Consider the following 26,375-nt stretch of genomic DNA (forward strand, 5'->3'; position numbering starts at 1 on the left):
TTTCTAAGCCATTGCTAGCTTGTAACTTTTTATTCAAAACTCATTAATCATGAGCAACTAATGTTCTCGGACGGTCTTCAAGAGCTTTGAAGAAAGAATACATTGGATTGACATCCAATTTAATAAATTTCTGCCAAATTTTAATGGCTTTCGTAATCAATTCATTTTCTATTAAGAAGCCATCATGGCCATATAACGAGTCCAAAGCCTGAAATGTAGCGCCAGGAATATGTTTAGCCAAAAATTCTTGCTCATTAATAGGAAATAGCGCATCCGATTTAATACCCATCACTAAGGTTTTGGCTTTGACTTGCGAAAGCGCATTGATAACCCCACCTCTTCCACGACCCACATCTTGCGAGTCCATTACTTGTGATAAGACATAGTACGAAAAAGCATTGAATCGTTGGGCTAGTTTTTCTCCTTGATAACGCTGATAGGTCACCGCACGATAGGTTTTGTCCAGCCCTTCCTCACGACGAGCTTGGGTTACACCATAAGTTTCGTAGTTACGATATGAAATCAAGGCTGTTGCACGAGCGGCTTTCATGCCATTAATACCAGCCAGAGGGTGGCTTTCTGTCCAAGTAGGGTCTACTTCAATAGACATTCTTTGAGACTCGTTGAAGGCAATTCCCCAAGGAGAATGTTGGGCATTAGTAGCAATCAAAATTAAATTTTCGATAAGCTCAGGTTGAGAAATCGCCCATTCCACAGCCTGCTGACCACCCAAAGAACCACCAACACAAGTTTTGATTTTTGAAATACCCAAATGCTCTCTCAATAAATCAAATGAGTTGACTATATCACGTATCGTAATGGTTGGGAAAGTATGAAAATATGGCTCGCCAGTTACGGGATTAATCGAAAGTGGACCTGTACTTCCATAATGTGACCCCAGTACATTTACACAAATAATAAAATATTGTTCAGGGTCAAACAATTTGCCTTTGCCGACCAAACCTTGCCACCAATCTGCTACATCTTGGCTACCTGTAAAAGCATGGCATACCCATATCACGTTCGAACAGTCGGTATTGAGCTGTCCAAGCGCTTGATAAGCTAATTCAACTTCTGGCAAAACTCCTCCTGCTTCGAGTTTGAAAGGAGCATGATGTTTAAAAATTGACGTATTTAACACGAATTGAGATGCTGTTTTTGATAATAATAAAGAATCAAGAAGAAAACATTTCGTTGGAAGTTATTGAAAATGATACGAGCTATTGTTTTTAACTTAGAAATGAAAGAAACAACTCATCGTACCCAACTTCTTTAGTTCTCCATCAGTTTGGCTGAAATCTCCTCAAAAGACTCCTCATATTCCCAATACATCAAACGACCAAATGCCCCTGTAACTAAAATATATTTTTCGCTCAGAGATTGAATACGGTCGACTGCTACAATTTTTAAACTTGCTTTTTCTTCCTCGACACTTTCGATGATTTCTCGATTGTGCTCGTCATAACCATGGACAACTAGATAGCTGCCTACGGTAATTGGAATAAATTTTTTCATGGATGCGTACAGACATATAGCCACAATGAATTGTGACAGTGAAACGATACATCGTAAACCTGACGAATACTGAACAGCAGAATGTAAAAATGTAGCTGGATTAGTTTCGTAATTGGTTTATATTTCCCAATAATGATGAATTTATTGGGTAGGAATTAGCACCTTGCCTTTACGAATCAGTAGGTTGCCAGAAGTTCATAGAGCCTATTCTCTCCCTTCTTCTTTATAAATCAACTACTACCTTTTGTGAAGAGTAATTGACTTGATGTTGCAAATATAATAGCTAGAATCTCGAAAATGCAAACGTTTTATGGATTGATTCGAATTTGCATACTGAATTTGTTAAGGATGTGTTAATAAATACAATTAATATGATTATTTGTATAAGTAATTGTATATTTAGCGAATGCTAATTATGAAGGCGCCAGCTTTATAATTTCTCGCCTACCTATTAGTTCGAACCAAAATAGAATCCATTCCATTTTTATGAAACGAATCATTTCCTATTCGCTCTTGCTGCTATTGATTAGCGGTTTAGGTGTATCTGTGAGCGCTCAATCTGGAGCTATCTACAACCATCTTGTAAGCACCTTGCGCAAAACGCAGGAACAATATCCACAAGAAAAAGTTTATCTACATTTCGACAAACCCTACTATGTTGCGGGTGAAACCATCTGGTTCAAAGCCTACCTTTTTGATGCTTCTTATCATACGTTGGATTCCGCAAGTCGCGTATTGTATGTTGATTTAATACATTCAGCTACTGGAAAGGTAGTGCTACAAAAGAAATTGAAGTCGTCGGGAGTGGCATCGGGTGATTTTCAATTGCCAGATACCTTAAGTGCTGATACTTATCATGTTCGAGCATATACCCAGTATATGAGAAACTTTTCTGAAAATCTTTTTTTTGAGAAAAATATTAAAATTTTCCAAGATAGTCCAAGCACTGGAAATCCAGAATTTACTTCAGAAATGCCCTCTTCTGTAGCTACAATTTCATTTTTTCCTGAAGGTGGTAATCTTGTTGAAAATATAGAATCTCGTGTAGCATTCAAGGCAAGAAATAAAAAAGGGCAAGGTTTTGACGTTGAAGGATTTGTACTTGATAATCTCAAAGATACAGTAGCTAGTTTCCATTCAGTTCATTTAGGAATGGGTGTATTTAATATTAAGCCAGTGGCAGGAAAAAGCTATACAGCTTTTATCAAAAAAGGAGATGGTAGTTATTTCTCTCAAATGTTACCCAAAGCACAGGGAGCAGGCTATACAATTACGGTAGATAATGTAACCTTCAAAGATAAAATCAGATTGTTTGTACAAAATTCAAGTCCTGCTACAACTTCGCAAGAACTCCCTATTATTATTCAACAAAGAGGAAAAGTTTGTATGGTGCTAAAAGGGTCTTCTTCAGAAAAAAGTTTCACAGTCAATATCCCTAGGACCCAAATCCCTGACGATGGAATTACGCAGATTACCTTATTTTCATCAGAAGGAAAACCATTAGCTGAGAGGTTGATTTTCGTAGAACAAAATAAACAATTACAAGTAAAGGTAAAAAGTAAGAATAGTCAGTATAATACAAGAGGCAAAACAGAGCTAGAATTAGAGGTGACAGATGCGGAAGGAAAGCCCGTAAAAGGATCATTTTCGATGGCAGTAACAGATGTTGGGCAAGTACAACATGAACCTTTTGCTGAGGATATCCAAACGTACTTATTGCTTAATTCTGATGTTAGAGAGGAATTTTCAGGTAAAAATTATACCCAACTTACAGGTAACATTGAGCAACCACGTTATTATTTCGAACCATCAAATGCTAATCGATTATGGTATCTCGATTTACTGATGATGACTCAGGGTTGGCGTAGATTCAACTGGAACCAAATGTTGGGGAATACAATGCCAGAATTGAAATATGATATTGAGGATGGTTTGACAATTAAAGGAAAAGCCTTGCGTCCCAACGGAAAAGTCTCAGAAAATATCAATTTGAGTTTGATGATGGTAAAGCCTAATACTGATCCTGTTTTCAAAACGGTTCTGGTCGATGATTCTGGAAACTTCAAATATAATTCTCTCAACTTTACGGACTCAACTGAAGCATACCTTCAGGTATTGAAAGGAAGTGGTACTCGAAACATTAGTATAAATCTAGACGAAGGTTTAGATTTATACTGGAGCACCCCTCTACAGATTCCTAAAGATATCCGTTACCCCGACGAAAAAGGTTTTGAGTTCTTCCTTAGAAAAACTCGTGAAGCTTTAACCATCGAAAAGAATGATATTCTCAACAAGACACAAGAACTAAAAGAGGTTACGGTATCGGCAAAAAGAGAAGTGATTGACAACCGAAATTTATACATCAAAGCATCAAATACTTTGAAAATAAATGAATCTATTTGTGTAGGAGCATTCAATGTGCTACAAATGATTAGTGGGCGTATTCCTGGGGTGCAAGTGTACAGTAATGGTGAACGTACGTACACCGTGTATATTTTTGGACAAGGATCTGTTGCTCTAAAAGCTACACCATTATTTTTGTTGGATGGATTACAAGTTTCATTGGAGGTTATCAATAATCTTACACCTTGTGAAATCGAAAAAGTAGATGTATTAAAAGGCGTTGACGCAGGAATTTATGGGGTATTAGGCGGTAATGGTGTTCTATCTTTTCTATCTAGGACGAGTAATGTTAATAATGTGAATAGAATAAAATTTGCTCCAGCAGGAGTAAAGGTCGTAAAGCTTCTAGGATATGCTATGGAACGAGAGTTTGAGTCACCACAATATATCGAGGCAAAGCCCCAGCACGTTAATCCAGATTATCGTTCTACCATTTTTTGGAAATCAAATATCATAACAAACCACGAAGGAAAGGCGTTTGTGACTTACTACAATAGCGATAATAGAGGTAAAATGAGTGTTCAAGTAGAGGGCGTTTCTCACTCAGGCAGGGTCGGGGTTGCCAATTTTCAATATGAAGTCAAGTAGCATATCATAGTTATTTACTTGAACATAAGTCATCCCGAATTTTAACATTTGGGTTATTTCCCAAAGTTTATCGAATAAGGCGGTCGAAAAACAATTTCGACCGCCTTATTTGATACTACATTTCACAATGACACCGCTTTAGTCACAAAGCATTGCGTTTCTACTTCTAGGATACAAATATTAAAGTAATCACTCATGCACTCAATCGCTCAATCGCCAAATTAGGGATGACTTATGTTTTTGTGGTACCTCAGACACTACCAGTCATCAAGAAATCGTTGTAGTTTCGCTTTTCTTTTTTTAAATCGCTAGTTCGAACCATTTTACTGTTCTAAATCAAACCAATTGCAATGAAAAACAATTTAACCTATTGCTTTATTACTTTATTAAGCCTGCTGTGTTTTACAAACGCCTCACATGCACAAGAGCAACCTGTTTATGAAAAACTTCGTGCTACTTTAACTAAATACCGCTATTCGTATCCTCAAGAAAAAGTGTATCTCCATTTGGATAAACCATACTACATGGCTGGTGAAACTATGTGGCTAAAAGGCTATTTGTTCGATGCTTCGTCTAATGGTGTTGACTCGGTGAGTCGAGTACTGTATGTAGATTTGGTACAGCCTGCTACAGGTAAAGTGATAGTTCACAAAGTTCTCAAAGCTTTGGCCGTTTCGGTGGGTGATATTCAATTGCCAGATACTCTTGCAAACGACCTTTATCGCATAAGAGCCTACACCAATTATATGCGAAACTTTTCAGAATCTCTATTTTTTGAAAAAGATGTGCGAGTATGGCAAAATACTAATATGTCTTCTATGAATGAGAATAAAGCTCAGGCTCTCAATGAGGTAGCGTCTATTAGCTTTTTCCCAGAAGGCGGATATCTGGTTGAAAACCTAGAAAGTAGATTAGCCTTCAAAGTGGTGAATAAATTAGGAAAAGGCGTTGAAACCTCTGGTTTCGTTTTGGCTAATGATAAAGACACTGTGGGGGTGTTTAGCACAGCTCATTTAGGACATGGAGTGTTCAATTTTCATCCTGAAGCTAATAATATATATGCAGCTTACGTAAAAAAATCAGATGGTAGCTATATCAAACAAGAGTTACCCCAACCTCAAAAAAGTGGCTACATCATGAGTGTAGACAATGTGACGTATAAAGATAAAATCCGACTTTATATTCAAAACTCTAGTCCTAAACCTGCTGGACAAGGGAAAGAACTTCCTATCATTGTGCAACAACGGGGAGAAGTTTGTATGATTGCAAAAGGTTCAGAATCAAGTAAAAGTTTTGTAGCAAATATTCCCAAAAATCAAATTCCTGATGATGGTGTAGTGCAAATTACTTTATTTTCGCCCGAAGGATTACCAATTTGTGAAAGATTGATATTTGTTGAGCATGGTAATAGAACATTACAAGTGAATGTTTCTTCGAATAAAACAGAGTATAAAAGTCGCGAGAAAGTAGATTTGAATATCGAAGTAAAAGACGCCGAAGGTAAACCTGTTCAAGGGACTTTTTCAGTAGCAGTCACTGATGCCTCACAAGTAAAAGGTGAGCCTTATGCCGACAATATATTGACATACGTATTGTTAAACTCAGAAGTCAAAGAATCGTTGAGTGGACAGTATTATCAACAAATACAAGGCTCTGTAGAGCAACCACAATATTATTTTGACAACACACAAGAAAACCGTCATTTACACCTTGACTTACTAATGATGACGCAAGGCTGGCGCCGATTTACTTGGCAACAAATGTTGAATGATGTCAAACCTAAAATGGATTACTTCGTTGAGCAAGGATTAGAAATTACAGGTAAAGCACTTCGTCCTAATGGCAAAGTAACAGATAAGCTTACTTTAACTTTGATGCTGAAAAAGCCTAAAGAAAACCCTATCATAGCCATGACAAGTGTGGATTCATTGGGTAGATATGGTTTTTATAACTTAGATTTTACGGATAGTGTAGATGTGTATCTACAGGCGGTAAAGGCTAATGGTGCTCGTAATTTGACCCTAACGATAGACGAAGCTCTTTCGTTACCCAAAACAAGACCTCTCCAAATCCCTAATGAGGTGAGAATTTTTGACCCAAATGCATTTGCGACGTTCTTAAAATACTCAAGAGAATCCATAGAACTTGAAAAGAAGCTCATTACTGAAAAAGTACAAATGCTTCAAGAAGTAACCGTAACGGCCAAAAAAGAGCCAACAGATAGCCGTAAAATTTATGGGCAAGCCAGTAATACCCTAAAAGTAGACGATACACTTTGCGGAGGTATGTTTAGTGTCTTACAAATGCTACAAGGTCGAATTCCAGGTGTTCAGGTAATACAGACGGGTATGGGAACCTATTCCGTATTAATTCGAGGTCAAGGATCTATTAATGCCTCTAATGACCCACTATTTTTGATTGATGGTATGCAAGTAAGTAGTGATGTAATTAATACCTTGCCACCATGCGATGTAGAAAGTATCGATGTATTGAAAGGAGCAGATGCTTCTATTTTTGGTGTTAGAGGAGGCAACGGTGTTGTTTCGGTATTGACAAGAAAAGGAAATGCCAATTACGACTGGAGCAAATCTAATATTGATGGTGTAAAAATTCAGAAGCGTATGGGTTATGCCATGACCAGAGAGTTTTTTGCCCCACAATATGGGCAAGCTAAGCCAGAGCACGTTCGTCCAGACTATCGTTCTACACTATATTGGAACGCCAATATAACGACTGATGCCTCAGGTAAAGCCACAACAAGCTTCTGGAATAGCGATGCCAAAGGTAATATGAACATCAAATTAGAAGGAATGTCAAATCAAGGGCGAGTTGGTGTTGCTCAAAATGAATATTTGGTAAGGTAGTATATTTGAGAGGTATTAGGCTCATGGCTATTAGCTTATAGGTTCAGTATTTCCTTAAACTTAAATATCATAGCTAAAAGCTCAAAGCCGTAAGATAATCTTATACAATAAAAGGGGAATAAATTGCAGTAATTAATTCCCCTTTTTCATTTCTGAATGAAGGTTTTACGTATCTTTGCGGAAAAATTCAGAACCTACAATGTTACGCATCATCATACTGACTGTTATAGTTGGTCTAATCTTCTTTTTGGCTCCATACATTGGTTTATCAGAATATATCCATGCTGATAAGTGGTTCATGTTGGCATTTTATGCCACACTTTCCTATTTCAATCATTTATTGATGCAACAAGGTTTTGCCAACGACCGAAAGCATTTTATTGAGTTTTACATGGGAAGTATTGGAGCTCGCCTAATTTTGAGTTTAGCATTTATCGGATTCTTTATATATAAGAACACTCCAGACATATATACATTTATTAGCAACTTTTTTGTACTCTATTTATGTTATACAGGTTTTGAAATCTACGATTTGTATCGTAACTTGCGACACTTTTCGTAAGGCCTGTGTTAATGATTAGTGTAAGTTGTTGATTTTCAGGTGTGATTAAGCGATAGAATAAGAGAGTCAAAATCATAAACCATTATACGTTCATCCCCCACGTCGAGATGAGAAAATTATATTTTTCAAATATTGTAGCATTTTTGTTTTTATTTGCTACTTCAGTATTTGCACAATCCGAGCATCACTCAGCAACTTCCGCTACGGCTGATTCAACAGTAGCAGTTCATGGCGTAGAGGCAACAGCCGAACATGCTCCAGGTGCTGAAGCCCACGCAGAGGGCAAAGTTGACCTAGGTCACATGATTATGCACCACATTGCCGACGACCACAAGTGGGAGTTTGCACATGGCATCGGTGTACATCTTCCTGTGATTGCTTATACAAAGGATGGTGTAAAAGTATTTTCTTCTAGCAAATTGGAAGATGAGCACGGAAATCCAGTAGCTTATGAAGGATTAATCTTAGAGCACGGCAAGTTGCATGCTGAAGATGGTTCTCATGTATTGGATTTGTCAATTACCAAAAACGTAGCTTCTTTGTTGGTTAGTGCTGTATTGTTGCTTTTGATTTTTATTAGTGTTGGTAACGCTTATAAAGAAAGAGGCACTAAAGCTCCAAAAGGATTGCAGTCTTGGTTAGAGCCAATCATCATCTTTATTCGTGATGAAGTTGTTAAAAACAGCATCGGAGAAAAACATTACAGAAGATTCCTTCCGTATTTGTTAACATTGTTTTTCTTTATTTGGATTAATAACCTTTTGGGTCTATTACCAGGTGGAGCAAACGTAACAGGTAACATTGCTGTAACATTAGTATTATCAGTACTCACTTTGTTGATTACCAACTTAAATGGTAAAAGCACTTATTGGGGACACATTTTTGCGATGCCTGGCGTTCCGAAATGGTTGTTAGTAATCTTAACTCCAGTAGAAATTATCGGTGTATTTACAAAGCCAGTATCATTGATGATTCGTTTGTTTGCTAACATTACAGCAGGTCACATCATCATGTTGAGCTTTATTGGTTTGATTTTCATCTTGAAAATTTGGATGGTAACACCAGTAATTAGTGCATTTGCAGTATTTATGAACATTATCGAATTGTTAGTAGCATTCTTGCAAGCATTCATCTTTACGTTGTTGACTGCAAGCTACATCGGTTCAGCAGTTGAAGAGCATCACCACGATGATCATCACTAAGATCTAAGTTAGTGGGCAAAATAGAATTATTATATGCTTTAAGCGTAAGTTCGTATATTATAGTAGTTTTTTTTTGCCTAATGCCTACGGCATATAGCCTAAAGCACATTAATACTTAAGTTCATATTTTTAATTAGTAAATAATTTTTTTCACTTACATAAACAAATAACAATCATGTCACTTTTGTCAATTTTAGCTGAAGTTTCTTTAGGTACAGGTTTAGCAGGTATCGGTGCTGGTTTAGTAGCAATCGGTGCTGGTTTAGGTATCGGTAACATCGGTGGTCGTGCAATGGAATCAATCGCTCGTCAACCAGAAGCTTCTGGCAAGATCCAAGGTGCGATGTTGGTTGTAGCTGCTTTCGTTGAAGCGGTTGCTCTTTTCGCAGCAGTTATTTGCTTCTTGGTAGCTAACAAATAATTCGTAGCTAACCAAGGATATCGGAATAGTCGTTTGATTGAAAATTAGTTTCTATCTCATTCTATTTTGATATAGCACAAAATTATCTTCGTGTTATTACGCATTAGGCCGATAGCACGAAGTTTTTTGAGAAAATTCATTTTCCAAATCATATAGTAAACCCTGATAAAAGCACTTCCTAATTACACAATACAAGAAATGCTTTTCAATCGCAAAAACATTTATTTAATATGGAATTACTTACTCCTGATTTAGGTCTGATCTTTTGGCAGTTGGTAGTTTTCGGCCTTTTGTTCTTTGTATTAGCAAAATTCGCTTGGAAACCAATCATTGCTTCTTTACATGAGCGTGAAGAGTCTATTGAAAGTGCATTAGCTTTGGCAGCAAAAACTCGTGAGGAGATGGCAGAGTTGAAAGCTGGAAACGAAAAACTATTGGTAGAAGCTCGCGCTGAACGTGATGGTATCTTGAAAGCAGCCAAAGAAGCTTCAGATAAAATGATTTCTGATGCTAAAGCTGAAGCTCAAAAAGCCGCAAGTGCTGAAATCGAAAAAGCTCGTGTAGCGTTCGAACAAGAAAAAGCTAGCGCAGTAGCTTCAATTAGAAAAGAAACGGCTGCTCTTTCTTTGGAAATTGCAGAGAAAATTCTTCGTAATCAATTAGCGGATCGTTCTGCTCAAGAAAAATTGGTTACAGATTTATTATCTGATGCTAAATTAAACTAATTCAGTGATGAGCTTACCAGCTCGCAACTCAAAGCGTAAAGAGAAATGTCAGAACAAAGTGTAGCTTTCCGATATGCTAAATCATTGATTGGTTTGGCCGCTGAAAAAGGTGTAATTGAAAAAGTTCATGAAGACATGAAGTTTTTTGATCAAGTTTGCGATGAAAACCGTCAGCTTGTTTTAGCCTTGAAAAGCCCAATCGTAAAACACTTACAGAAACTAGGTATTTTGACTGCTATCTTCAAAGATAAAGTTGACCCTGTAACGTTTTCGATTTTTGAAATTATCACTAAGAAAAACCGTGAAAAAATTCTTCCTGCTATTGCTGAAGAGTTCCAACGTCAGTATGCTCTTTATAAAGGTATCCAAAAAGCGGAAGTTACAACCGTATCTCCTTTGACGGATGCTCAAAAAGCAGAATTTATTCGTTTGGTAACTGAAGCTACAGGTAAGACTGTTGAATTGGTTGAAAAAGTGAACCCTGAATTGATAGGTGGTTATGTACTTCGTATCAACGACCGTCAAATCGATACTTCAGTAAAAGCAAGATTAAACGACTTGAAAGTATCTTTCCTTCAATAGTTTTAGAAAGAAAGTACTTATTAATATCAAAAACGACAGCTTCTGTGATTCACGGAGGCTGTCGTTTTTTTATATTTGAGGTAAAATTAATAGAGGCTGAATGTCTTTTGTTTTTCTTCAAAATTCTAAATCATCCCCAACACGATGACAGTTCTAGACGAATTAAGTCAGGTTTCGATATTAGAGGTAGCGCAAGATCTAGGATTGGAGGTAAACCGCAATCGTATGGTTTGCCCTTTTCATGAGGAAAATACCCCATCTTTGGTATTGTATCCGCATACCAATAGTTTTTACTGTTTTGGCTGCGCCAAGACGGGTAACTCTATTACGCTATTTTCTGAAATTCGACAACTGAGTATTAAAGATACAATTCAAACAATGGCTCAGACGTATTTGTCTGGATATTCGCCTCAAAAGTATCAGAAAAGTACTAAACCTCTTTCAGCAAAGAATACATTACAAACTGTAGATGTCAAAAAGTTACAAGAGAAAGAAAAGCCTGTAGAAGAAATACACTCCCAGATTTATGAGACTTTTAGAGATTGTTGTTTGCAGCAACCTTCCAACGAGCTATCCAAATCGGGTCTGGAATATATAAAGTCAAGAGGATTTACAGATAAAACAATTCAGGATTTTAGGCTTTTTATGGTCAAAGATTATGCAAATGTTAGTTGGTATCTCAAACAACGTTTCTCGACGCTAGACTTGCAAGAATCAGGGCTTTTTAACGATAAGAATAACTTAATCTTCTATGCACACCCCTTGATTATTCCATATTACCGAAATGGTAGGATTGTGTATCTTCAAGGGCGCGTATTAGGTCCACCACCCGAAGGGCACGGACGTTATCAGTTTTTGTACAAACATCCTCTTACCTTGTTTAATGCTGATGCTTTAGACAAAATCAAGCTAGACCAAGATGTTTATATTACCGAAGGAGCTTTTGATTGTATGCGATTGGTGCAGGCGGGCAAAACTGCCGTAAGTTTAGGAACAGCTAATGTTTTCAAGAAAGACTGGGCAAAACTATTTAAGCGTGCGAATGTGATTTTTTATCTGGACAATGATAAGGCTGGACATAAAGCCGCCGATGAATTAGAGAAGATATTTAGTCACTTTGGACTTACTTGTTCGCGAAAACAACTTCCTGACGAGTACAAAGACGTAAATGACTATTATACCGATAAATTGGGTAGTAATGAACAGTTAAATCTTTTTTAAGGTGAAAAACTAAAAATCCGAAAGCATCGTAGTGCTTTCGGATTACTTATTACTTCGTTGAGTCTTTTTTGGCAGGTTGAGGTTTTTTGAAAATACCATCAAGTACTCCTTTCTTCTGACTTTCTATTAGCTTTTTGGCTCTTTCTAAGGCTGCTTTTTTCAAGCTATCTGCCGTTGCTTTGGCTTGCGCTTGAATATCTCCTTGACCTGTTTTAAGCTTATCCTGTGCTTCTTTTAAAAGCTTTTCTTTTTCTGCCTTTAGTAAATCTTCCGCTTGTTGGACTGCTTGATTTTTGGCATTATCAATTTGAGATTTGATTTCGGAGGTAACAGCATCTTTCAAATTTTGTGCTGTACTGCTGTTATCAAAACGGACAATAGGCGATTTGAGCGTACCTATTAATGACAAATCAAACTTGACTCTAGGAACATTATTCAGGGCTTTTCCTGTCCATTGTGTGAATAAATTATTAAAGCTTTGTCCAGCTTTGCCACTGGGTATATCGAAGGCTAATTTGTAGTCCATATCGCCAACGATGCCGTGTTGTCCGCCAATATTGACTGCGTAGTCATTCCATTTTACCGTAAATGGCTTTACTTTTAGAGTACCGTGGTCGATTTGAACCTGCATAAGTGCATTGTTCAATTGCAGGTCTTTTAATTGGGTCAACTTCGTATTTGCGACTAACTTTTCGATTAATGGACTATTTTGTAAGCTAGCTTTCAAGAGTTTTAATAAACCTGAACCATTTAATGTGGCAAAATTCGGCATCATATCTTGTGTTAACTCACCATTGATTTTAAATTGAGAAGATACCTCTCCAACCATAAACTGCGCCAAAGGCATAAGGTATTTCACGACACTTAAATGCTGATAAGCCTCCGTGAAATTTACTTTCTCCAAATTTAATCCAAAATCAAATTTAGGGTGAGCAATATCACTTGGGTCATAGCTACCTGTTGTGGCAAAACGCCCTCCTAATGCATCAAAATTCGTATTTTCAAGACGAATAGTACCGTTATTGATTCTGATAATCCCTTTTGCATTATTCATGGCCATTTTGTCATAAACAATCTCGTTAGCTTGTGTATTGAGGCTTAATTGTAGGTTTTTAGGAACCTCCACGACACTAGGATGTGCATTGGGATTTGGTGCTTGACCCGAAGTAGTGGCTTTGGGCTCAGAACTCATCCATTCATTGACATTAAAATGATTTGATTTGACCTGAAAATTTCCTTTCAAAACATCATTCGTAAGTGCATAAGCCATGTAGTTATTCATCGTACCTGTTGCCTCAAAATCACTACTTCCTAGATATCCTTTGGACTGAGTAATAGTTAGACTGTTGGGAGAAAGCTTCGCTTGCCCTTGATCGATTTTAATACCTTGTGGTAATTCTTTTGAACGGTATTCAAAATTGGATACAGCCATTTGTCCATTTGTATTCAAACTACCATATCGCTTCGCTTTCAAATCTTTGAGATTCCCTTGCGTACGAATATCTGCATCGATTTTACCTTTGAGTGTAGTGTTTTCTACAGGGAAAATCTTTGTGATTTGTGTTAAATCAAGCTTACCTTTAGCAGTGATATCCCACTTAAATGCATCAAAGTCTTGTACCGAACCTTTGGCTTGGAAGGTTTCATCCAAAACATGAAAAGTGGCTTCCTGAATTGCTAATAGGCTATTTTTAAGTGTTCCATCTTGGTTGGTTAAGTTTGCTTTAAAGTGAATATCTTCAATGGGCTTGGCAAATTGCTTTGAAAGGATATACCCATTTTCTAAAAGCATTTGAGCATTTGTTACAGGAAATTGCCCTGTAAGTGAGTCATACGTGCCTTTACTATGAAGATCAACACCAAAGCGACCTTTCAGCTGAGTACCTTCGATAGGGAATAATTTTGTGAGTTCTTCTAGCTGAAACTCACCCTTTACGTCAGCATCAACGATACTGCGAGATAGCCCCTTGATTTTAGCTTTTGCTTTGATAGGATTTTTACCAAAGTATAAATCAAAACGATTAAGCGCAATTTGAGTACTATCAAGTTGATTACTGGTGTTGTTAATGTCGCAATCTACCCAAACCTGACTGACGCCAGTTGGAAGAGAAGGATATTGAAAACTGCCATTTTTTACCTGTACATTCAAATGGAATGACGGAATTGATTGAGAAGCATATAAGCCCTTCACTTGTCCAGTGCATTGAATATCACCTTCTGCTTTCAACGCATCAAACTGATTTTGATAAATCATAGGAACGAGTGAAACCAGATTTTTAAAATTAGTTTCAGGAGTCTGAAATGCTACATCCATCGTGTAGGTAGAATCCTGTTGTTGAATTTTCCCTGAAAAAGATAATTCAAAATCGTTGAGACGAATGCGAGTATCTTGAAAAGAATAGCTTTTGGCAGATTGATTAACCTGAATTAATGATTGCCATGCTAGCTTACGTTGGCTAAAATAGTTTTTCCCTTCCCAAACTACCGAGGCCTGATTGACTTCAGTATTGGTAGCCAAGTCAAAAATCTGTTTGTTGATATCGCCACTACCATTGTGTTCAATATCTGTCATCAGTATTTCAGAGTCTTTTTGAAGGTCTTTGTACAAAATTGTTCCTTTTACAATTTGCCAATTTTGGATTTGTAACTGAACCCCTTCCGAAGGTTTTCCTGAAGTAGTACCTGTATCTTTAGAAGGCACAAAAATGTCATAATTCGCCTGACCATTTTTTAGAATTTTGAGGTAAATCTTAGGTTGCTCTAGGCGGATGTTTTGTATGATTTTTTGTCCTTTGATTAAACTCATTACATCAAAAGATAGCTCAAAACCTTTAGCCTGAGCTAACGTATCCTGAGAAAATGGGGCAAGACCAACGATTCCAAAATCTTCGATATTGATAGCCAAGTAGGGAAAATGACGAAACAAAGATAGGTTCAAGTCTGAGTAATAAACTTTACCCTTTACCTGTTTGATAATGGCTTTATTGACTTGTTCCTGAATCTGATCCTTAAAAAAATAGGGTAAGGTATAGGCAAGACCTAACAATCCTGTTAAGACGGCCAATAGGGTAAGGCTTAGCTTTTTCATAGTTGTTAGATAAAAACATGTACTTCGTTGTACATGCAAAGTAAGTAATAATGATTATGCGTTAGGCAAGAAGCCATAAACCTTAGGCAAAACGAATAAAAGAACTAAATTTTGCCTATAGTGATACTGAATAATTGAAGCACTATTACTTTACAACGAATCATAAGTTAAAAATTGTGAGTTAATTGAGCAAATGGACTATCGATATTTAGTGAATTAGTGATTGGCGAATGAGTGATTATTTTTACTTGTAGATACGCAATGCTTGCGTCTAAGGAAGTATCAGGTTAAAACCATGGAATCAAAAAAGCGGTCAGAAAATATTTTCCAACCGCTTTTTGATGTTACTATGCTAGATTTCACTTGGCTTGAGACTCAAACATGGCGCATCGACTGCTAGCGTACAAATTTTTCGAATAACCACTAACAATTAACAGATGACTACTCCCCAATAACCAATTTCTCGATAAGTAAAATCAGAATATGAATTACCTTGATATGTACTTCTTGAATACGGTCGGCATAGCCAAAATGCGGAACAATGATTTCTACATCTGCTTGTCCTGCTAGCTTTCCACCATCTTTTCCTGATAAAATCACGATTTTCATGCCTTTGGCTTTGGCAGCTTCTACGGCACGAATCACGTTGGCAGAGTTGCCACTGGTAGAGATACCCAATAGCACATCTCCTGTATTTCCCAAACCTTCTACAAAGCGAGAAAAAATATATTCAAAGCCATAATCATTACCTACGCAAGAAATATGGGAAACATCTGATATAGCAATGGCAGGCATCGAACGGCGTTCGTTACGATAACGACCCGAAAGTTCTTCAGCAAAGTGCATGGCATCGCAATGCGAACCACCGTTTCCACAAGAGATAATCTTGTTATTTTGCTTAATAGCATCAGCCATTAATTGTGCTGCGGCCTCAATTTGCTGAATATTATGTTCGTCCGATAAAAACTTCTGGAGAACAAGTTGAGCTTCGTTAAGCTCTTGTGATATGATATTTTTTAGCACTGATTCTCAAAAATTTAATGAAGCCTAATGGCAATTTGGAGACTGATTTGGGATTTTTGAAAAATATCCGTAGCACTGTGGCTAGTTACATTTCTCGCATAATTTTATTTTGTGTACAAAATTACAAATTCCCCATCGAGTGGTCTACGAAGGATTGAAAAAATTTCGGATGTCGGATATTGGATTAGGGTTGTACGAAGGATTTCCAATAATTGCGGATTTGGGATTTCTGATTTCGGAAATTAAGAAAAATACCTTTGCTTTTACAAAATAAAAAAGATTATACTTCCGAAATCCAACATCCGCCCCAATAAACGGTTTTTAAAATCCTTCCTAAAACCCTAATTCACAACTCACAATTCAACACTCATACTTAATAGTCTCCGCCAGCGCCACCGCCACCGAAGTCACCACCGCCGAAGCCTCCGAAGTCAAAACCACTGTCACCACCGCCACCACCGCTACGATTACCCCATGACGAGCCGCCAGTAATGATAATTGGAGGTGTCCAGCCACCGCCTCGGTAACCTCCACGACCACCGCCGCCGCCACGTTTTGAAATAATGATAGAAATAACGATAAATATAATGACGAGAATAACAATGATAAAAAAGCCCAATGGACTGTCATCATCTGAGGTCGCATCAGATTTGAATTCACCGCTTGCACGCTGAATCATTTCATCGGTAGCCTCGTTTAGACCTTGATACCATTGTTGTTGCTTGAAATTCGGAACAATAATCGTATTGATGATTCTTTTACAGATAGCATCGGGCAAAACATCTTCGATACCTCTACCTGTTACGATGCGAATTTTACGAGTTTCGGTAGCCCATAAGAGTAAGACCCCATTGTTTTTATATTTAGCCCCAACTCCCCACGTTTTGGCAATTTTCATGGCATAATCATACGGGTCAGATTCACCTGTATTTTTTACAATGACAATTGAAATTTCTGTAGAGGTCGAATCACGATAGCCTCTAAGTTTTTGTTCTAATGCGTTACGCTCTTCTGGCTTGAGTTTCATCACGAAATCACTTACCATAAGAGGAGGGTTAGGCTGTGCAGGAATATCTTGTCCAATCGCTTTTACAAAAAATGATAGAGACAAAATAAGTACTGCCAAATATTGTTGTATTTTTCTAGACATGACTGATTAGATAGGATGGCATGTTATAATTAATCACCAAATGAAATTTCATCAGAAATCTCATTGATATCATCCGATTGATAAGGAAAGAATTGCTTGAGCGCAACTCCCGATTTTTGAATACCTACGGCAAAACCTGCCGCAAACTGATTCATGACAAAATGAGATTGCATATCATTGCGGATGTCTTGCCAAAAATTGGCAGGAACAACGTCATTAATGCCTTTGTCTCCCAAAATAGCAAATTTGCGGTCAACGATAGCTAAGTAAAACAACACCCCATTTCGTTGTGCGGTTTTGTGAAGTTCGAGCTGAGCAAACACGGCTTTAGCTCTCTCGAGCACGTCTCCAGGACAGAATTGTTCAACATGAACTTTGATTTCGCCCGAAGTTTCTTTCTCAGCAGCTTTGATAGCTTCGACAATGATACTTTGTTGTTCTTCAGAAAGTAGCATAAGAATATTGGAAAAAAGAAAACAGCTAAATTTAAGCACTTTCTCAACAATAGTATAGCTGAGAAGTTACTTAAATTTAGCTGTTTCGGAGGATTATTTAGAGAAATCTACCGATGGTGCTTTTTGAGCAGAAGCATCAGCTTCGAAATAGCCTTTTTTGCTAAAACCAGAGAAACCTGCAATTAAGCTGTTCGGGAATGTCACCACTTTATTGTTGAATTCCTTTACAGTATCATTAAAACGGTCACGTTCTTCTTTGATTCTATTTTCTGTACCTTCCAATTGTGCTTGTAGTTCGGAGAAGTTTTCAGTTGCTTTCAACGTTGGATAGTTTTCAGCTACTGCCATTAATCTCGAAAGAGCACCGCTCAATTGGCTTTGAGCTTCTTGGAATTTCTTCATGTTTTCAGGCGAAAGATCACTTGCGTCTAACTTGATTTGAGTCGCACTAGCACGAGCACTGATTACGTCTGTTAATGTACTTTTTTCAAAATTTGCTACTCCTTGTACTGTTTTTACAAGGTTTGGAATAAGGTCAGCACGGCGCTGATAAGCAGTTTGTACTTTTGCCCAAGATGCTTCTACATCTTGTTCGCTTGTAGCCATTCCGTTTCTTACACCGATTCCCCAGAATACTAAAACTGCTGCAACAACTAATGCAATGATGGTTCCTTTTGACATAGTCTTGGTAAATTTTAAAGTTAAAATTGTGGATAAACTCCGAGTGGATAGGTTACCCCTTGGAAGTGCCTCTTAGACGACACAAGCCAAATATAAGTCTCGATTTAGATTTGACAAGTTAAGTATTTTATATCAGGAAAAAAAAGCTTTCTCCAAAACCTAATGTCATATTAATCTCGATTCTTTGTCAAATGTATAGTAAAAAAGACTAGCCAAAACGATTTCTAGTTGAGACGCTTTTTTTGTGGATGAATGGTAACCTGTTTATTTGAAATGCAAGAAATACCAACAACCAAACTAAGAATCTCAACTACTTTTTTCGCCAACGATTTACATCAAACAATGCTTTTGGAAAGTTTACACCTATATGTACTTGATACTTTTGTTGCTCTAAAGGTGGTAGTACCGAAATCAAGTGAACCTTGTCAGCTGGAACCGAAGCCAATGCAGGTAGCCAATGTTTTACATATTCACCTTGGCTATCGTAACGAGTAGCTTGTGTCAAAATATTAAAATAGCGATTTTCGCGAGGATCATTGCCTACGCCTGCTACATAATTCCAGTTGCCCCAGTTAGAGCATACATCATAATCGAGTAGTTGACTCTCAAACCAACTAGCGCCCCAAGTCCAATCTATTTTTAAATCTTTTACCAAGAAACTAGCTACATTTTGTCGTCCGCGGTTTGACATAAATCCTGTAGCAAGAAGCTCTTTCATATTAGCATCAATCAAAGGAATACCAGTTTCTCCGTTTTTCCAAAGCTCAAATATTCTCTTATTTCGACTCCACTGCACGTGCTGATCTTGTTTGATACCTTTGGCTGAAAAAATTCTATTGCCATATTTCATCGAAACAAAACGGAAGTAGTCACGCCAAAGAAGCTCAAAAATCAGCCAATACGTCGAATCATTTTTGACACGCTGGTATTCATACTCTTGGACTTGCTGATAAATATGCCTTGGAGAAATACAGCCGTTTGCTAGCCAAACAGAGAACTTTGACGAAAAGTCCATACCAAGCATTTCGTTGCGGGTTTCTTTATAAACCTTTAGTAAATCTTGTTCCCAAATGTATTCTTTCAAACGTTGATTTGCTGCATCTTCACCACCTACATAATGAGTAGTAGCATCAGAGGAGTACCCTAGCAGACTTTCAGCCGTAGGCATAGTACCAATGCTTACATTAGTTTTGAACAAAAGAGCATAAGGCGTATCAAAGCAAGAGCGTACGTTACATGACTTTTCTACTCTATTTCTAAATTGTGTAAAAACGTCTGGCAACTGGTCAATATCGAAAGGTAAATCATCAACGTGAAATAAGGTCGAAGTCCAGAAAAAGGACATCGATTTACCCATCGTCTGCAAGGCTTCTTCTACTTGTGCATCTACGCCTGTTTCTTCAGATGTTACTTCTTCTGAGCAATAGACCGCCTCAGCCTCTAATTCAATTGCTAATCTTGGGAGAATTTCTTCTGGCTTTCCAACTCTGACAATCAAACCTGAGCTGATAGATTGAAGGTTTTTTCGAAGATTTTGAACGGATTCTATTAAAAATTGGGTTTTAAGCCATCCTGTTTTCGAAAAACCTACAGATAGCTCCTCAAATTGCCTAGGGTCAAAAATATATACAGGGAATACGTTTGTGGTTTTTTGAGAGGCTTTCCACAAAGGCTCATGATCGTGTACTCTTAAATCGTTGCGATACCAAACTATAATACTCATTTTAATATGTTTTTTAGTGTATAACTTTCCGAGGGAGTTTTAGTTTTAGGAAAATTATTATTGGTTAGTTTCCACGACCACCTCCCAGCGAAATGCCCAGCGCCATCGGATACGGTAATGACGAATGCCAGCTCTTTCAAGCAATGAAACTATTTCCGACTTTTTGAAGGCTCGCCAGACAGAAAGTTTGGCATCGTGCTTCACAAGATAAGATTTGAGGAAAAGCTTAGTAATCCAAGCAATCGAATGATAAGCAAACCAATGGCGATGAATATCATTGATGACAAAACCCAAACGGCATTGTTTTTTGAGTAATTCAAAAAGTCGAATGAGCTGTTCGTCTGTAAAATGATGACAAAAAAGCGTCATACCCACAATGTCAAAAGTATGTTGTTGAAAACTTTCAGCAAAAACGTTTTCATGTAAATAGCTAATATCAGGAAAATCCTGAGTTCTTTTTTGTGCAAAATCAATCATGAAATCGTTGGCGTCTATACCAATGAGCTTACTATTATATCCCTTTTTCTGAAGCCATCGCGCCATTAATTTTAGCATATCACCACCGCCACAACCCAAATCACCAATTACCATAGTTTGAGCTTTATCCTGATTTTTCAAAAGGGATCGTAACCCTCCAATAGTAACTTGATTTCCCCCTAGGTATTGATTGATGAGTGCCAATTCCTCTAAATTCTGGCGAAGAGCATCGCTATCAAGCTCAAAATCGTCGATGAGTTCAGGCTGATTGCTTCGATATGATAAGTCTGGCATAAGGGAAAGGATGAGTTTTTTGTAGAGACCGAAGTCTTTTGGACGATAGTCACTTGAAAAGAATTTCTATAGGTAATTATCTAGTAAACGTAAGATATGTTGTATCTACTGTATAAAGAGATATTTGCCATTTTTGTTTTGTAAAAAGAGCTAAGAATACATCAGCATTTGTAACAAGAATATTGGAATGCTAATTTCAACATCATAAACTGTAACTAAAAGGAAACGCTAATGAATTTAGATTTAAGACATAAAAATGCCATCGTATGCGGAAGTACTCAAGGCTTAGGCAAAGCGTCGGCCATAGAGTTAGCATTATTGGGTGCCAATGTAACGCTCGTAGCACGTAACGAAGCCTCTTTACAAAAAACACTTCTTGATTTAGATACTAGCCAAGGACAACAGCATCATTATTTTGTAGCTGATTTTTCTAATCCTGAGCAAGTAAAAGTAGGAGTACAACAGCACCTAGACAAGTTTCCAGAGGTACATATTCTCGTCAATAACACTGGAGGACCTAAGGGTGGTCCTATTTTAGAGGCGACCATTGAGGAGTTTACTCAAACGTATTCCAATCATCTGGTTTGTAATCATATCCTCGTACAAGCATGCGTACCTGCGATGAAAAAAGCAGGATTCGGGAGAATCGTCAATATTATTTCTACCTCTGTCAAACAACCCATCAGTGGACTTGGAGTATCAAATACTACAAGAGGAGCTGTAGCATCATGGGCAAAAACTTTAGCAGGTGAGTTAGCCCCCTTTGGCATTACTGTCAATAATGTATTGCCAGGGTCGACCAAAACGGCGAGATTAGACTCGCTGATAGAATCGAGAATGAATTTTACAGGAGCACCTAGAGAAGAAGTAGAAAAGATTTTGCAGGTAGATATACCAGCCAAAAGGTTTGGCGAACCAGAAGAGTTTGGCGCTGCTGTGGCATTTCTATGTTCACCAGCAGCTTCTTATATTACAGGAGTAAGTTTACCTGTAGATGGTGGAAAAATCTTAGGATTATAACCTTAAAGAGTGTGGAGTGTTGAATTTTGAGGGCGGAGTTATAAAACCATATATTGGGGATTTCGGATGTTGGATTTCGGAAGTGTAATTTTCTATATTTTGTAAAAAATAAAGGTATTTTTCTTTATTTCCGAAATCAGAAATCCCAAATCTGCCATAGCTTGAAATCCTTCGAGCAGTCCCAACTCCACACTCAAAATTCAACACTAATCAGTGCCACTTCTGGTTTATTTTTCCGACGTATTTTCCTAGTTGATTCTGAAAAAGGATATCTTGTAATTCTGCTCCAACATTGGGATACATTTCTAACTGGTTAATCTCAGAAAGAGGAATCCATTTGATTTCTAAAGCACTGGTCTCTGAAGGGTTCAATATCGGAATTCCACCAATAACCTGCGCGATAAATACACAGTGTAATACATCTGTTTTTTGTTGGGGTAGAATTACCTCTCCCGTCAACAACATTGGACCTACCTCTATTTCTATCCCTAGTTCTTCTCTGAGTTCTCTTTCCAAAGTACCGACCAATGTTTCACCGGGATCAGTATTACCGCCGGGTAAATTATAAACTTGGGTACTACCATATTCATAACGCATCAATAGTAGGTGGTTGTTTTCGATAATTGCTACACTTGGCCTTACTTTCATAAACTACTTATTTAAAATTATTGAGATGTTGAGTAATAGAAGTATACCTTTTTGTAGTTTTAGGCAAGCCCCTATTCACTTTTTTCTTAATGAAATGTTAACGTATAAAATATTCTAGGGGTAAAATACGATTGATTTGTCAGTAAGACAAATGAACCTCAGAAAAACTTCTTAATCAAAACGCCCTTAAAAAAGGCATAAACACGTATAGTTATTATGAAAACTTCAAAGAAAACTCTATTCCTAAGCGTTATAGGCTTAATGATATTTACTTTAACAGGATGTTTTCTCCGAGGAGAAGAAATTAGGCCAAGATTTGAAGAAATCCAGGAGGAAGTTCGTCTCCGTAACTTTGATGGTATCGAGATGGGTAGTGGATTTAAAGTAAATGTGAGAGCTGGAAACACCTACAGTATCTATGTACGTGGGGATGTAATAGATATAAATGACCTTAATATTTATGTACGAAACGGGGTATTAATTGCGAACTATAGTTATCCTCGTAATAACCGCTATCAGGTTACTTTTGATATTGTAATGCCATCATTGCGCTCTATCGAGTTGTATGGCGCAAGCACAGGTAAGGTATATGGTTTCGATGAAAGAGATATGGATGTTAGTCTTGAAGCTTCTTCATACCTAGACCTAAACTCAGATATACAATATTTTACTTTTAATCTCTCTGGCGGATCTACCATGGATGTATTGGGTGATACCCAAAAGATTTCTGGAGGTGTATTCGGGGCATCATTAGTTAATGGTTTTTCGATGAGAAGTGAGGAGGCATACTTAGATGTATCTGGAGCTAGTAAAGTAAGAGTAATGGCCTCTCGTTATCTCAATGTGGTAGCATCAGGAGCAAGCTCAGTATATTTTAGAGGCACTCCAGTCGTAGATGCTAAAACTTCGGGAGGCAGTGTCGTGAGACAAGACTAGAAATCTTCATTTGACAGTATATATTTGTGGCGATTTAAAGAAGGCGGGATTTTCTCGCCTTTTTTCTTTGTTGATAGAAGTGGATGAATTTTCCAGTAATTTTGAAAAAGAAATACTCTCCATTTAAGTTATTATGACTTTTGGAGAATAACTTACTCTTAGATAGTCCACTTAGTGAGTGAATTTATTCACCCGTGACGAAAAAGATTAAACTGCTTTTTGTAAAACAACTTGATATGAATCAACACATTGCCCATATCGCTATTGTCGTGGATGACTACGACCAAGCGATTGAGTTTTATACCCAAAAGTTACACTTCGATTTAATCGAAGATACTATCATGAGCCCAGAAAAACGTTGGGTTTTGGTAAAACCAAAAGGAGCCAAAGAATGTGCCATACTACTAGCAAAAGCAGCCAATGAAGAGCAGCAGACTAGAGTAGGCAATCAAACAGGAGGACGAGTATTTATGTTTTTATATACCGATGATATTGAAAGAGATTATCAAAACCTATTAACACAACAAATCAAAATCGTAAGAGAACCAAAACAAGAAGTGTATGGAACAGTAGCCGTATTTGAAGACTTGTATGGTAACCTCTGGGATTTGATACAGCCCAAAAGCTTGATTGTATACTAGTTGTATACGAAGGATTATGAAAACAATTATTTTGGATATCGGACGTTGGATTTCGGAACTGTAACCTTCTGTATTTTGTAAAAAATAAAGGTATTTTACTTTATTTCCGAAATCAGAAATCCCAAATCTGCAATAGTTGAAAATCCTTCGTACAGCTCTAACTCACAATTCATCACTCGTACTTAATATGACTTTAATAAAAGATATTACCAATTATATGGAGCAATTGGCTCCACTGTTCTTACAAGAAAGCTATGATAACGCAGGGCTTATCGTAGGCGATCCTAACGAAGAAGTAAAAGGTGTTCTAAGTACACTCGACTGTACAGAAGCTGTGGTTGAGGAGGCGATTCAGGCAGGCTGTAATTTAATTATTGCGCATCATCCGATTGTTTTTAAAGGTTTGAAAAAACTAAATGGTAAAAACTACGTTGAAAGAGTAGTCATCAAGGCCATCAAAAATGATATTGCTATCTATGCCTCACATACCAATTTGGACCATGTAGAAGGAGGCGTAAATTTTAAGATTGCAGAAAAATTAGGCTTACAAAATGTAAAAATATTACAGCCTAAAAAAAATCTTCTTAAAAAGCTTGTAACCTTTGTGCCTGTAGAGCATGGTCAAAAAGTCTTGGATGCTTTGTACGAGGCAGGAGCTGGACAAATTGGGGATTATAAAAACTGTAGTTTCAGAGTGGAAGGAACAGGTACCTTTCGTCCTACAGGCGGAGCAAACCCCTTCATCGGTACTGTAGACAAAGATGAGGAGGTAAAAGAGTTTAGAATAGAAGTCATTCTACAAGCACATCAGGAATATGCGATTTTGCATGCATTAAAAAAAGCGCATCCTTATGAAGAGGTTGCTTATTATTTGTCTAACTTAGAGAATGATTTAGCACAGGTAGGAGCTGGTGCCATCGGAAGTTTGGACGAAGCCTTAGAGGAATCATCTTTTTTACAATACTTAAAAGAGTCGATGGCTTTATCTACTATTCGCCATACGCCACTTTTAGGAAAAAAAATCCAGAAAGTAGCGGTATGTGGTGGAGCGGGTGGCTTTTTACTCAATGATGCTATTCGACAAGGTGCAGACGTGTTTGTGACGGCTGATTACAAATATCATGAGTTTTTTGATGCCGAAAACAAGATTATCATCTGTGACATTGGACATTATGAGTCAGAAGTTTACACAAAGGAATTAATAATTAGTTATTTATCTGAAAAATTTAGTAATTTTGCGATTCTCAAAAGTCAGGTAAACACGAATCCTGTACAGTATTTTTGAACAGGCGTTAGGAGTAGAGGGTAATCATTACAACATAGAACTTAACAAATAACGTTTAACGCATAACGAATAACGTATAACGAAAATGGCAGTAGTAGCTAACGAAACAACCATTGCTCAGAAATTAGAAGCACTTCTGAAACTTCAGACCATAGATTCATCTTTAGATAGTATCAAAAAAATGCGTGGCGACTTGCCAGAAGAGGTTCGTGATTTGGAGGATGAGATTGCTGGTATCGAGACACGTATCGGAAAATTCAATCGTGAGATTGCTTCATTAGAAGATGAAATTTCGAAGAATAGAAATACGAAAAAAGAATCAGAAAAGCTTGTAAACAAATACAAAGACCAACAGATGAACGTTCGTAACAACCGTGAATACGACGCCATCTCGAAGGAAATCGAATTACAACAATTGGAAATCGAATTAGCAGACAAACGTATGCGTGAATTCGAATTCAAAATCTTAAACAAACGTGATGATGTTTCTGAAACTGAAACTCGTCTTTTCCACCGTCAAAAAGACCTTGATGCAAAACGTAAAGAATTGGACGTTTTGATTTCTGAAAGCGAAGACGATGAGCAACGTTTGTTGAAAGATCGTGACAAGGCAGTAAAATTCGTTGAAGAACGTTTGTTGCGCCCTTACGATAAATTAAGAACAAACTATGCAAACGGACTTGCAGTAGTATTGGTTAAGCGTGGTGCTTGTGGTGGTTGTTTCAACGTAGTTCCTCCACAACGTCAGGCAGACATCAAAGACCACAAACGTATTATCGTATGTGAGCACTGCGGTCGTATCTTGGCTGGTGTTGAAGACGTTATCACAGCTTCAAAACGCTAAGAAATCTGCTGAAAATATATCTAAAGC

The 26,375-nt window shown here is 37.5% G+C and carries 23 protein-coding genes and 1 riboswitch; of the genes, 13 read left to right on the forward strand and 10 right to left on the reverse strand.

The features are described from left to right. Positions 1-43: 43 nt before the first annotated feature. Both metX and GVN22_RS05055 read right to left on the reverse strand, forming a co-directional pair. Positions 44-1,141 (reverse strand): homoserine O-acetyltransferase, encoded by a 1,098-nt coding sequence (gene metX, locus GVN22_RS05050; RefSeq protein ID WP_166549963.1) that lies wholly within the window; start codon positions 1,139-1,141, stop codon positions 44-46. A gap of 131 nt (positions 1,142-1,272) precedes the next feature. After that, positions 1,273-1,515 (reverse strand): hypothetical protein, encoded by a 243-nt coding sequence (locus GVN22_RS05055; protein WP_166549964.1) that lies wholly within the window; start codon positions 1,513-1,515, stop codon positions 1,273-1,275. A 114-nt stretch (positions 1,516-1,629) separates the two neighbouring features. Beyond that, positions 1,630-1,747, reverse strand: a riboswitch (SAM riboswitch). 254 nt (positions 1,748-2,001) lie between these two features. Between GVN22_RS05055 and GVN22_RS05060 the strand changes: the two genes are divergently transcribed. The 8 genes from GVN22_RS05060 to GVN22_RS05095 all read left to right on the forward strand — a co-directional run bounded on the left by GVN22_RS05060 (position 2,002) and on the right by GVN22_RS05095 (position 12,083). Continuing rightward, the gene (locus GVN22_RS05060; protein ID WP_166549965.1) at positions 2,002-4,506 is read left to right on the forward strand and encodes a TonB-dependent receptor plug domain-containing protein; all 2,505 of its coding nucleotides are present in this window, start codon (positions 2,002-2,004) and stop codon (positions 4,504-4,506) included. Between the two features lie 350 nt (positions 4,507-4,856). Next, positions 4,857-7,370, forward strand: coding sequence for a TonB-dependent receptor plug domain-containing protein (locus tag GVN22_RS05065; RefSeq protein WP_166549966.1), 2,514 nt, complete (start codon positions 4,857-4,859; stop codon positions 7,368-7,370). 199 nt (positions 7,371-7,569) lie between these two features. Continuing rightward, positions 7,570-7,932 carry a hypothetical protein gene (locus GVN22_RS05070; protein WP_166549967.1) on the forward strand — a complete coding sequence of 121 codons (363 nt, stop codon included), beginning with the start codon at positions 7,570-7,572 and terminating at the stop codon, positions 7,930-7,932. A gap of 107 nt (positions 7,933-8,039) precedes the next feature. Further along, a complete protein-coding gene (gene atpB / locus GVN22_RS05075) occupies positions 8,040-9,134 on the forward strand; it encodes a F0F1 ATP synthase subunit A (protein WP_166549968.1) in 1,095 nt (364 codons plus the stop codon). A 175-nt stretch (positions 9,135-9,309) separates the two neighbouring features. Beyond that, on the forward strand, positions 9,310-9,555 hold the full coding sequence (atpE, locus tag GVN22_RS05080; RefSeq protein ID WP_095161318.1) for an ATP synthase F0 subunit C: 246 nt from the start codon (positions 9,310-9,312) through the stop codon (positions 9,553-9,555). Positions 9,556-9,785: 230 nt separating this feature from the next. Continuing rightward, positions 9,786-10,280: a F0F1 ATP synthase subunit B gene (gene atpF / locus GVN22_RS05085; protein ID WP_166549969.1), complete on the forward strand. Its 495-nt coding sequence runs from the start codon at positions 9,786-9,788 to the stop codon at positions 10,278-10,280. Between the two features lie 45 nt (positions 10,281-10,325). Continuing rightward, positions 10,326-10,862: an ATP synthase F1 subunit delta gene (gene atpH / locus GVN22_RS05090; protein WP_166549970.1), complete on the forward strand. Its 537-nt coding sequence runs from the start codon at positions 10,326-10,328 to the stop codon at positions 10,860-10,862. A 144-nt stretch (positions 10,863-11,006) separates the two neighbouring features. Next, positions 11,007-12,083, forward strand: coding sequence for a CHC2 zinc finger domain-containing protein (locus tag GVN22_RS05095; RefSeq protein ID WP_166549971.1), 1,077 nt, complete (start codon positions 11,007-11,009; stop codon positions 12,081-12,083). 49 nt (positions 12,084-12,132) lie between these two features. Here the strand turns inward: GVN22_RS05095 and GVN22_RS05100 are convergent, their stop codons facing one another. The 7 genes from GVN22_RS05100 to GVN22_RS05130 form a co-directional block, all read right to left on the reverse strand. Next, positions 12,133-15,171: an AsmA-like C-terminal region-containing protein gene (locus GVN22_RS05100; protein ID WP_166549972.1), complete on the reverse strand. Its 3,039-nt coding sequence runs from the start codon at positions 15,169-15,171 to the stop codon at positions 12,133-12,135. A 441-nt stretch (positions 15,172-15,612) separates the two neighbouring features. Further along, positions 15,613-16,194, reverse strand: a complete 582-nt coding sequence (lpcA, locus tag GVN22_RS05105) for a D-sedoheptulose 7-phosphate isomerase (protein ID WP_166549973.1) — start codon at positions 16,192-16,194, stop codon at positions 15,613-15,615. A gap of 373 nt (positions 16,195-16,567) precedes the next feature. Next, complete coding sequence (locus GVN22_RS05110) at positions 16,568-17,344, reverse strand: YgcG family protein (protein ID WP_166549974.1); 777 nt, start codon at positions 17,342-17,344, stop codon at positions 16,568-16,570. 29 nt (positions 17,345-17,373) lie between these two features. Next, on the reverse strand, positions 17,374-17,799 hold the full coding sequence (locus GVN22_RS05115; protein ID WP_166549975.1) for a TPM domain-containing protein: 426 nt from the start codon (positions 17,797-17,799) through the stop codon (positions 17,374-17,376). 93 nt (positions 17,800-17,892) lie between these two features. Further along, positions 17,893-18,480 (reverse strand): LemA family protein, encoded by a 588-nt coding sequence (locus tag GVN22_RS05120; protein WP_095161326.1) that lies wholly within the window; start codon positions 18,478-18,480, stop codon positions 17,893-17,895. 310 nt (positions 18,481-18,790) lie between these two features. Further along, positions 18,791-20,203 carry a DASH family cryptochrome gene (locus GVN22_RS05125; protein ID WP_166549976.1) on the reverse strand — a complete coding sequence of 471 codons (1,413 nt, stop codon included), beginning with the start codon at positions 20,201-20,203 and terminating at the stop codon, positions 18,791-18,793. Between the two features lie 57 nt (positions 20,204-20,260). Further along, positions 20,261-20,974 carry a methyltransferase domain-containing protein gene (locus GVN22_RS05130; protein ID WP_166549977.1) on the reverse strand — a complete coding sequence of 238 codons (714 nt, stop codon included), beginning with the start codon at positions 20,972-20,974 and terminating at the stop codon, positions 20,261-20,263. Positions 20,975-21,205: 231 nt separating this feature from the next. Here GVN22_RS05130 and GVN22_RS05135 point away from each other — a divergent pair, with 231 nt between their 5' ends. Then, positions 21,206-21,994: an SDR family oxidoreductase gene (locus GVN22_RS05135; protein ID WP_166549978.1), complete on the forward strand. Its 789-nt coding sequence runs from the start codon at positions 21,206-21,208 to the stop codon at positions 21,992-21,994. A 210-nt stretch (positions 21,995-22,204) separates the two neighbouring features. Here the strand turns inward: GVN22_RS05135 and GVN22_RS05140 are convergent, their stop codons facing one another. Further along, the gene (locus GVN22_RS05140) at positions 22,205-22,642 is read right to left on the reverse strand and encodes an NUDIX domain-containing protein (RefSeq protein ID WP_166549979.1); all 438 of its coding nucleotides are present in this window, start codon (positions 22,640-22,642) and stop codon (positions 22,205-22,207) included. A gap of 261 nt (positions 22,643-22,903) precedes the next feature. On the opposite strand from GVN22_RS05140, the gene GVN22_RS05145 reads away from it, so the two are divergent. The 4 genes from GVN22_RS05145 to GVN22_RS05160 all read left to right on the forward strand — a co-directional run bounded on the left by GVN22_RS05145 (position 22,904) and on the right by GVN22_RS05160 (position 26,348). Then, positions 22,904-23,578, forward strand: a complete 675-nt coding sequence (locus tag GVN22_RS05145; protein WP_166549980.1) for a GIN domain-containing protein — start codon at positions 22,904-22,906, stop codon at positions 23,576-23,578. 236 nt (positions 23,579-23,814) lie between these two features. Beyond that, the gene (locus GVN22_RS05150) at positions 23,815-24,219 is read left to right on the forward strand and encodes a VOC family protein (RefSeq protein WP_166549981.1); all 405 of its coding nucleotides are present in this window, start codon (positions 23,815-23,817) and stop codon (positions 24,217-24,219) included. A gap of 187 nt (positions 24,220-24,406) precedes the next feature. Continuing rightward, positions 24,407-25,504, forward strand: a complete 1,098-nt coding sequence (locus tag GVN22_RS05155) for a Nif3-like dinuclear metal center hexameric protein (RefSeq protein ID WP_166549982.1) — start codon at positions 24,407-24,409, stop codon at positions 25,502-25,504. A gap of 85 nt (positions 25,505-25,589) precedes the next feature. Continuing rightward, the gene (locus tag GVN22_RS05160) at positions 25,590-26,348 is read left to right on the forward strand and encodes a zinc ribbon domain-containing protein (RefSeq protein WP_166549983.1); all 759 of its coding nucleotides are present in this window, start codon (positions 25,590-25,592) and stop codon (positions 26,346-26,348) included. Positions 26,349-26,375: the final 27 nt, after the last annotated feature.

Origin of the sequence: Cellulophaga sp. BC115SP, from assembly GCF_009905545.1 — a bacterium.
Classification (GTDB): Bacteria; Bacteroidota; Bacteroidia; order Cytophagales; family Spirosomataceae; genus Flectobacillus; species Flectobacillus rivi.

What these genes read in the sequence shown, in the direction of transcription:
- GVN22_RS05135 (WP_166549978.1), top strand. Translation starts at nt 21,206, where the DNA reads ATGAATTTAGATTTAAGACATAAAAATGCCATCGTATGCGGAAGTACT.
- GVN22_RS05130 (WP_166549977.1), bottom strand. Translation starts at nt 20,974, where the DNA reads ATGCCAGACTTATCATATCGAAGCAATCAGCCTGAACTCATCGACGAT.
- GVN22_RS05140 (WP_166549979.1), bottom strand. Translation starts at nt 22,642, where the DNA reads ATGAAAGTAAGGCCAAGTGTAGCAATTATCGAAAACAACCACCTACTA.
- GVN22_RS05120 (WP_095161326.1), bottom strand. Translation starts at nt 18,480, where the DNA reads ATGTCAAAAGGAACCATCATTGCATTAGTTGTTGCAGCAGTTTTAGTA.
- atpB (WP_166549968.1), top strand. Translation starts at nt 8,040, where the DNA reads ATGAGAAAATTATATTTTTCAAATATTGTAGCATTTTTGTTTTTATTT.
- GVN22_RS05115 (WP_166549975.1), bottom strand. Translation starts at nt 17,799, where the DNA reads ATGCTACTTTCTGAAGAACAACAAAGTATCATTGTCGAAGCTATCAAA.
- GVN22_RS05100 (WP_166549972.1), bottom strand. Translation starts at nt 15,171, where the DNA reads ATGAAAAAGCTAAGCCTTACCCTATTGGCCGTCTTAACAGGATTGTTA.
- GVN22_RS05095 (WP_166549971.1), top strand. Translation starts at nt 11,007, where the DNA reads ATGACAGTTCTAGACGAATTAAGTCAGGTTTCGATATTAGAGGTAGCG.
- atpF (WP_166549969.1), top strand. Translation starts at nt 9,786, where the DNA reads ATGGAATTACTTACTCCTGATTTAGGTCTGATCTTTTGGCAGTTGGTA.
- GVN22_RS05160 (WP_166549983.1), top strand. Translation starts at nt 25,590, where the DNA reads ATGGCAGTAGTAGCTAACGAAACAACCATTGCTCAGAAATTAGAAGCA.
- GVN22_RS05065 (WP_166549966.1), top strand. Translation starts at nt 4,857, where the DNA reads ATGAAAAACAATTTAACCTATTGCTTTATTACTTTATTAAGCCTGCTG.
- GVN22_RS05155 (WP_166549982.1), top strand. Translation starts at nt 24,407, where the DNA reads ATGACTTTAATAAAAGATATTACCAATTATATGGAGCAATTGGCTCCA.
- GVN22_RS05150 (WP_166549981.1), top strand. Translation starts at nt 23,815, where the DNA reads ATGAATCAACACATTGCCCATATCGCTATTGTCGTGGATGACTACGAC.
- GVN22_RS05125 (WP_166549976.1), bottom strand. Translation starts at nt 20,203, where the DNA reads ATGAGTATTATAGTTTGGTATCGCAACGATTTAAGAGTACACGATCAT.
- GVN22_RS05060 (WP_166549965.1), top strand. Translation starts at nt 2,002, where the DNA reads ATGAAACGAATCATTTCCTATTCGCTCTTGCTGCTATTGATTAGCGGT.
- GVN22_RS05110 (WP_166549974.1), bottom strand. Translation starts at nt 17,344, where the DNA reads ATGTCTAGAAAAATACAACAATATTTGGCAGTACTTATTTTGTCTCTA.
- GVN22_RS05145 (WP_166549980.1), top strand. Translation starts at nt 22,904, where the DNA reads ATGATATTTACTTTAACAGGATGTTTTCTCCGAGGAGAAGAAATTAGG.
- GVN22_RS05070 (WP_166549967.1), top strand. Translation starts at nt 7,570, where the DNA reads ATGTTACGCATCATCATACTGACTGTTATAGTTGGTCTAATCTTCTTT.
- atpE (WP_095161318.1), top strand. Translation starts at nt 9,310, where the DNA reads ATGTCACTTTTGTCAATTTTAGCTGAAGTTTCTTTAGGTACAGGTTTA.
- GVN22_RS05055 (WP_166549964.1), bottom strand. Translation starts at nt 1,515, where the DNA reads ATGAAAAAATTTATTCCAATTACCGTAGGCAGCTATCTAGTTGTCCAT.
- atpH (WP_166549970.1), top strand. Translation starts at nt 10,326, where the DNA reads ATGTCAGAACAAAGTGTAGCTTTCCGATATGCTAAATCATTGATTGGT.